Origin of the sequence: Rhizobacter sp. (assembly GCF_031412075.1) — a bacterium.
Lineage (GTDB): Bacteria > Pseudomonadota > Gammaproteobacteria > Burkholderiales > Burkholderiaceae_C > Rhizobacter.
The window spans coordinates 1-6,815 of the sequence record NZ_JANOCG010000534.1 but is presented as its reverse complement, the minus strand read 5'-3'; the positions used below and the strand labels follow the sequence as shown (position 1 = coordinate 6,815).

8 protein-coding genes and 1 pseudogene are annotated in these 6,815 nt (G+C 63.5%); 3 read left to right on the top strand and 6 right to left on the bottom strand.

Going from position 1 to position 6,815, the window contains the following annotated elements:
* Positions 1 to 862: DEAD/DEAH box helicase (locus RMO40_RS19960; protein WP_309725104.1), on the bottom strand; the 862-nt coding region annotated here is incomplete at its 3' end.
* A gap of 354 nt (positions 863 to 1,216) precedes the next feature.
* Positions 1,217 to 1,783, bottom strand: coding sequence for an oligoribonuclease (orn, locus tag RMO40_RS19955; protein ID WP_309725102.1), 567 nt, complete (start codon positions 1,781 to 1,783; stop codon positions 1,217 to 1,219).
* 47 nt (positions 1,784 to 1,830) lie between these two features.
* Between orn and RMO40_RS19950 the strand changes: the two genes are divergently transcribed.
* The 3 genes from RMO40_RS19950 to rsgA are packed head-to-tail and all read left to right on the top strand — an operon-like array spanning position 1,831 to position 4,323.
* On the top strand, positions 1,831 to 3,108 hold the full coding sequence (locus tag RMO40_RS19950; RefSeq protein WP_309725100.1) for a M48 family metalloprotease: 1,278 nt from the start codon (positions 1,831 to 1,833) through the stop codon (positions 3,106 to 3,108).
* Positions 3,109 to 3,152: 44 nt separating this feature from the next.
* Positions 3,153 to 3,434 (top strand): 4a-hydroxytetrahydrobiopterin dehydratase, encoded by a 282-nt coding sequence (locus RMO40_RS19945; RefSeq protein ID WP_309725098.1) that lies wholly within the window; start codon positions 3,153 to 3,155, stop codon positions 3,432 to 3,434.
* Positions 3,424 to 4,323 carry a ribosome small subunit-dependent GTPase A gene (gene rsgA / locus RMO40_RS19940; RefSeq protein ID WP_309725096.1) on the top strand — a complete coding sequence of 300 codons (900 nt, stop codon included), beginning with the start codon at positions 3,424 to 3,426 and terminating at the stop codon, positions 4,321 to 4,323. The genes RMO40_RS19945 and rsgA overlap by 11 nt, the downstream gene beginning before the upstream one ends.
* Here rsgA and RMO40_RS19935 read toward each other — a convergent pair.
* The 4 genes and pseudogenes from RMO40_RS19935 to RMO40_RS19920 all read right to left on the bottom strand — a co-directional run.
* Complete coding sequence (locus RMO40_RS19935; protein WP_309725094.1) at positions 4,320 to 5,309, bottom strand: CobD/CbiB family protein; 990 nt, start codon at positions 5,307 to 5,309, stop codon at positions 4,320 to 4,322. The two genes, rsgA and RMO40_RS19935, sit on opposite strands and share 4 nt — an antisense overlap.
* Positions 5,310 to 5,334: 25 nt before the next feature.
* Positions 5,335 to 6,021, bottom strand: a complete 687-nt coding sequence (locus RMO40_RS19930) for a CoA pyrophosphatase (protein ID WP_309725092.1) — start codon at positions 6,019 to 6,021, stop codon at positions 5,335 to 5,337.
* Between the two features lie 67 nt (positions 6,022 to 6,088).
* Complete coding sequence (rplS, locus tag RMO40_RS19925; protein ID WP_309725090.1) at positions 6,089 to 6,442, bottom strand: 50S ribosomal protein L19; 354 nt, start codon at positions 6,440 to 6,442, stop codon at positions 6,089 to 6,091.
* Between the two features lie 100 nt (positions 6,443 to 6,542).
* Positions 6,543 to 6,815 (bottom strand): annotated as a pseudogene (locus RMO40_RS19920) (tRNA (guanosine(37)-N1)-methyltransferase TrmD); the annotation flags it as partial.

The following is a 6,815-nucleotide window of genomic DNA, read 5'->3' as shown; positions in this document are numbered from 1 at the left end:
GCATGCCGCCGTGCAGCGACGCCACGGCATGGCCCATGTCGGCCAGGCGGTCGGCCAGCCAGTCGGCGTCACGCTGGGTGCTGGTGAACACAACGGCCTGTTCCATTTCCTTGCCAGTCAGGATGTGGTCGAGCAAGGCATCCTTGTGATGCTTGTTGTCGGCCCAGTGCAGGCGCTGTTCGATGTTTTCGTGGGTGTCGGTCTGCGAAGCCACGTCAATGCGCAGCGGATCGCGCAGCAGGTCTTGCGCCAAGCGGCCAACATGGCCGCCGAAGGTGGCACTGAACATCACCGTCTGGTGGTCTTGCGGCAGGTTGTCGACGATGTGGCGGATGTCGTCGATGAAGCCCATGTCGAGCATGCGGTCGGCTTCGTCGAGCACCAGCATCTCGACGTTTTCGAGAATCGCCTTGCCCGATTGCATGTGGTCCATCAGGCGGCCAGGGGTCGCAATCAGGATGTCGAGCGGGCCGCGCAGCGCCTTCAGCTGGGCGCCATAAGGCACGCCGCCGACGACGGTGGTGACGCGCAGGCCTTGCACATGGCGGCCGTACACGGTGGCAGCCTTGTCGACCTGCATCGCGAGTTCACGTGTGGGAGCCAGCACCAGGATGCGCGGGCCGTAGACCACGCCCTTTTCGCGGCGCTTGGTGTTGTCGCCACGGGCGGCGAGGATGCGTTGCAATGCAGGCAGCACGAACGCCGCAGTCTTGCCACTGCCGGTGCTGGCCGAGACCATCAGGTCTTTGAATTCGAGCGCGGGCGGAATGGCCTGTGCTTGTACTGCGGTAGCGGTGGTGTAACCCGAATCGGTCACGGCGCGGAGGAGGGCTTCTTGGAGGCCCAGGGTTTCGAAACTCATCGTTTTCTTTCTTCACATGTCGGTGCCTGCGCGCTCTGTGTGGCACGCAAAGACACCACAGGCCAAACTAGCCTGCAGATCAGTCGCTGGGGAGAAGGTCCGAACCCACACCGGCAGCTTGGCGCCGGTGGGCGGGTGCAAAGGAACAGTCAAAGCGACGGCATCGCCGCCAACCGTTCCCTTGGCAAAACACCAGAGGGTTTCGAACAGGCCGCGCAACTGGGTAGCTGCGGGAAGACTCGATGAGGTCAGAGGGGATGAACGAACCGCTGCGATATTTGGGCTATCCCAAGTGCTATCTCAGCGAAGCATGCGATTCTAGCGGACTTTCGGGTTTTCCCGAAAGCTTTTGTTTCACTTGATCAGGAAATGCTCACGGTAGTACGCGAGTTCATCGATCGACTCATGGATGTCGGCCAACGCCGTGTGCGCCTGCGCCTTCTTGAAGCCCGTCAGGATCTCGGGCTTCCAGCGCTTGGCCAGCTCCTTGAGGGTGCTCACGTCGAGGTTGCGGTAGTGGAAGAACTCTTCCAGCTTGGGCATGTAGTTGGCGAGGAAGCGCCTGTCCTGGCAGATGCTGTTGCCGCACATGGGCGAGGTCTTTTTGGGCACGTACTGCTTGAGGAATTCGATCACCTGCGACTCGGCTGAGGCTTCGTCGAAGGTCGAGGCCTTCACCCGATCGATCAGCCCGCTCTTGCCGTGGGTGCCCTTGTTCCACGCGTCCATGGCATCGAGTGCGGCATCGCTTTGATGCACCGCAAACACAGGCCCTTCGACGCGCTGGGTCAGATTGGCGTCGGTCACCACCACGGCGATCTCGATGATGCGGTCGGAGTCGGGGTAGAGGCCGGTCATCTCCAGGTCGATCCAGACCAGGTTCTGGTCGCTGCTGGCGAGCGTGGCGGTGCTGTCGGTCATGTGTGGGTTCTCCTTGGGGGCATTCTCGCAGCCTACACTTGTGCCCTATGCAAAGTTCTGTGCTCACCCTGCTGTTTGCGGCCGCCTTGATGGCCTCGCTTCTCGTCAAATTCTGGCTCGCCACACGGCAGATGCGTCACGTGGCAGCCCATCGAAATGAGGTACCGGCTGCGTTTGCGCAAACCATCACCCTTGCAGCCCACCAGAAGGCCGCCGACTACACCCTGGCCAAGGGCCGCTTCGGGCTGCTGACCACCGCCTTTGGCTACGCCGTGCTGCTCGGCTGGACGCTGCTGGGAGGCCTGGATTCTTTGAACGTGGCCGTGCGCGACGCCGTCGAGCCACGTTTCGGCGGCATGGCGTATCAGCTGGCGCTGCTGGCCACCTTCACACTGATCGGCGGCCTGCTCGACCTGCCCTTCGAGCTGTACAGCACCTTTCGCATCGAGCAGCAATTCGGCTTCAACCGCATGACCTGGAAGCTGTACGCGGCCGACATGCTCAAGGGCCTGTTCGTCGGCGCGCTGATCGGCTTGCCCATCGCGGCGCTGATTCTCTGGATCATGGGCGCCACCGGCTCCTTGTGGTGGCTGTGGGCCTGGGGCGCCTGGATGGTGTTCAACCTCGCCATCCTGGTGCTCTACCCGACCGTCATCGCGCCGATGTTCAACAAGTTCGCGCCACTCGCCGACGAGTCGCTGAAGGCCCGCGTGCAAACGCTGATGGCGCGCTGCGGTTTCCAGGCCAAGGGCTTGTTCGTGATGGACGGCAGCAAACGCTCGGCCCACGCCAACGCCTACTTCACCGGCATGGGCGCGGCCAAGCGGGTGGTGTTCTTCGACACGCTGCTGTCGAAGCTCACACCCGGTGAAGTGGAGGCCGTGCTCGCGCATGAGCTGGGCCACTTCAAGCACAAGCACGTGACCAAACGCATCGTCTCGATGTTTGCCATGAGCCTGGCGGGTTTTGCGTTGCTGGGCTGGCTGTCGGGTCAGGCCTGGTTCTACACCTCACTCGGCGTGCAGCCTTCGCTGGCAGCACCCAATGACGCCGTGGCCTTGTTGCTGTTCCTGATGGTGGTGCCGGTGTTCGGCTTTTTCATCTCGCCGCTGTTTGCGCAGTTGTCGCGCAAGCACGAGTTCCAGGCCGACGCCTATGCGTGCGAGCAGTCCAATGGCCAGGACCTGGCCGCTGCCCTGCTCAAGCTGCACGAAGACAACGCCGCCACGCTGACCCCCGACCCGCTGTACGTGCGCTTCTACTATTCGCACCCGGCGGCACTTGAGCGCCTGAGCGCCATTCAACTGCGAACGAGCCGAGCATGACCAACTTGTTGCACCAAAAATGTCACGCGCTCTCAGGCGCCCCAATGATCGAATCTGTGGTGCGCGACCACCTGGCCCAGGTGAGTGGCTGGCATCTGGACAACGGCGCCATCGAGAAAACCTTCTCGTTCAAGAACTACCACGAGACCATGGCCTTCGTGAACGCGCTGGCCTGGGTGGCTCACACCGAAGACCACCACCCCGACCTGGCGGTGAGCTACAACCGCTGCGTAGTGCGTTTCAACACGCACTCGGTCGGCGGCATCTCGGTGAACGATTTCATTTGCGCGGCCAAGGCCGACGCGCTGGTGGCCTTTGTCGGCTGAGCTCGACCTGGGCCTCGTGGTGGCGGGCTACGGCCGCCACTACATCGTCGAAAGCCCCGAAGGCAAACGCATCATCTGCCACCCGCGTGGCAAGAAAAGCGACTGTGTGGTGGGCGACCGCGTGCGCTGGCAACCGACCGGCGACGAAGGTGTGATCGAGCATGTGGAGCCGCGGCGCAACCTGCTGTTTCGCCAGGACGAATGGAAGACCAAGTCGTTCGCCGCCAACCTCGACCAGATCCTGGTGATGGTGGCCAGCGAGCCGGTGTTCAGCGAGTCCCAACTGGCCCGCGCATTGATGGCCGCCGAAAGTGCCGGCATCGCCGCACGCATCCTGCTCAACAAGGCCGACCTGCCGCAGATCACGGCAGCGCGGGATCGCCTGAAGCCTTACACCGCAATGGGTTACGACGTGCAGGAGGTGGCGCTGAAAGCGCGGCCCGAAGAGGCGCGCCTGCAGCTCAATTCGCTGCTCGCCGGCAAATCCACGCTCGTGCTTGGCCCCAGCGGCACGGGCAAGAGCACGCTGATCAATTTGCTGGCTCCCAATGCCAAGGCGCAGGTGGGGGAGATCTCGCAAGCGCTGAACTCGGGCAAGCACACCACCACCTCGACACAGTGGTACTGGCTGGACGCAGCCCGCACCACGGGGCTGATCGACTCACCGGGCTTTCAGGAGTTCGGCCTGCGACAGATCAGCGCGCAAGAGCTGCCACGACTGATGCCGGACCTGGACGACGCTTCGAAGCTCTGCAAGTTTTACAACTGCACCCACCTGCACGAGCCCGGCTGCGGAGTGCGTGCGGCGCTGGAGCGTGGCGAGATCACGGAGCCGCGCTATCGCATCTATACCGAGATCTTCAGCGAGCTGTCGCAGTCTCGACACTAGCCAATCAAATTGGCCAGTGACAGCAGGGCCAGCAGCAGCATCCACAACACCACCGAGCGCCACACCAGGCCCACGATGCTGCGAAGGTGATCCAGCTGGGGCAAGGCGCCCGGGGTGGATCCATCGGCGACGACGGCTTCGTCGGCCATGCCGCTGTCGAACGTCTTGGAGCGATCCGGCGTCACACCCGGCGCGGCGCTGCCGCCCAGTTGAACCCCCACCGCACCCGCCGCGGCCGCCAGGATGATGCCCTCGTTGGCATGTTTCCAGAGGCTTGCATCACGCCGCCAGCAGGTCACAGCCTCCTCGAAGTTGCCCACCACCGCAAAGCCAAACGCCGTGAGCCGGGCCGGCAGGTGATCGATCAGGCTGAACAGGCGTTGCGACAGCGCCAGCAGACTCTGGTTGCTCGGCACACCCACGATGCGGCTCTTGAAAGCCCAGTAGCGGCTGGCGAACTCTGCCATGCGGTACAGCACCGCGCCGGCCGGGCCGAAGCCCAAGGTCGACAGCACCACGAACCAGAAAAACACGCCAAACACATGGCGGTGCGCAGCCAGCAGCGAGTGTTCGACCACGTGGCGCAGCAACTCGGTGCGCGGCAGCTCGCTGGCGTCCAGGTGGCGCCATTCGGCGAGCAGCGTGCGCGCGGTGGCTTCGTCGCCGCGCTGGAGGGCGTCGCGGATGTCGGTGAAATAGTGGCTGAACTGGCGAAAGCCCATGGTCACGTAGAGCACGGCCACGTTCCATGCGAGCGCCGCCAACAGGTTGAAGTGCCCGATGGCGAGGTAGATGCCCCATGACAACAACGCCGGCACCAGTGCCGTGACGCCCCACACCACCCAGGCGTGGTGATCCTTGCCAGCGTCGAAGTTGCGACCGGTCCAGCGCATCCAGCCCGTCAGGGCATCGTGGACGAAGTTGCTGCGAGGCAGGGGCTTGAGCTGCTCGACCAGCAGCGCGAACAAGACGGCGAAAAAACTCATGTGCCGCGATGATAAACGCGGGTTTTCAAGCAGACAGGAAACGATAGAGGTTGCGCAGCATGGCCGCCGTCGCGCCCCAGACGAAGTAGCGACGCGGCAGGCCCGCGGCGTCCACGCCCATCCACGGCATGGAGAGGAACTCGCGCTGCACGCCGGCGACTTCGATGCTGTGCCAGCGGTGGTGGGCCGGGTTCATCAAGAAGGCGAGCGGCACCTCGAAGGCCTCGGCCACTTCGAATGGATCGAGGCGCAAGCTGAACTCGGGCCGCACCGCAGCGACCACCGGCGTGACGATGAAACCCGTGCCCGTGGTGTAGGTGGGCATCTGGCCGATGACGTCGACGTAGCTCGAGGCCAAGCCGATCTCTTCTTCCGCTTCACGCAGGGCCGTGGCCACGGCATCGGCATCTTCGGGCTCGGCGCGGCCTCCGGGAAAGCTGACTTGGCCAGGGTGGTCGGTGAGGTGATCGGTGCGCTGCGTGAGCAACACGGTGAGCCCTTCGCTGCGTTGCACCAGCGGCACCAGCACCGACGCATGGGTCGCGCGGCGTTCAGAGAACTGTCGCTCGACGGCAATCTCGGGCGCCCACACGGGTGGCAGCTTGAAGCGGCGGCGCAAAGCATCGACCTGCAATGCATCCGAACCCACGGCAGGCAGGTGATGGTCTACGGCAGAAACGGGCAACTCTTGGGGATCGAAGCTCAGGGCCATAAAGACATTGGAAACGAAAAAGCCGCCTCGTGAGGCGGCTTTCTGGAGCGCTTGGCTGACGGTGAGGTCAGGCCAGCTTCTCTTTGATTCGAGCCGACTTGCCCGAACGGTCACGCAGGTAATACAACTTGGCGCGGCGCACATCGCCGCGGCGCTTGACTTCGATGTTGGAGATCAGCGGGCTGTACAGCTGGAACGTACGCTCGACACCTTCGCCGCTGGAAATCTTGCGGACGATGAAGCTGGAGTTGAGGCCACGGTTGCGCTTGGCAATCACAACACCTTCGTAAGCCTGGACGCGCTTGCGCGTGCCTTCGACCACGTTGACGCTGACGATCACCGTGTCACCAGGGGCGAACGGCGGGATGGTCTTGTTGAGGCGAACAATTTCTTCTTGCTCGAGGGTTTGGATCAGGTTCACGGGGCTTTCTCCTTGTGATCGTGCCAGCGCGGGTGTTGATTGTGGTGGGCCGAGTCCGTGGACGTGGCCGCTCCGGGGCAGAGGATCGAAAAGCCTGCGATTATAGCCCGAGAGAGAGCAGGTACTTCTCGTCGGCCTTGCTCAAGCCACCACGGGCCCGCAGCGCCTCGATCAGGTCGGGGCGGCGTTTGGCGGTCAGCGCAAGGGATTGTTCCCGTCGCCAACGTGCGATGTCTGCGTGGTGACCCGACAACAGCACCGATGGCACGGCCGCCTCACCCTCGCCGGTGTTCAGCACCTCGGGGCGGCTGAAGTGCGGGCAGTCCAACAAGCCGTCGGAGAAGCTGTCTTGCTGGTGCGACTGAGCGTCACC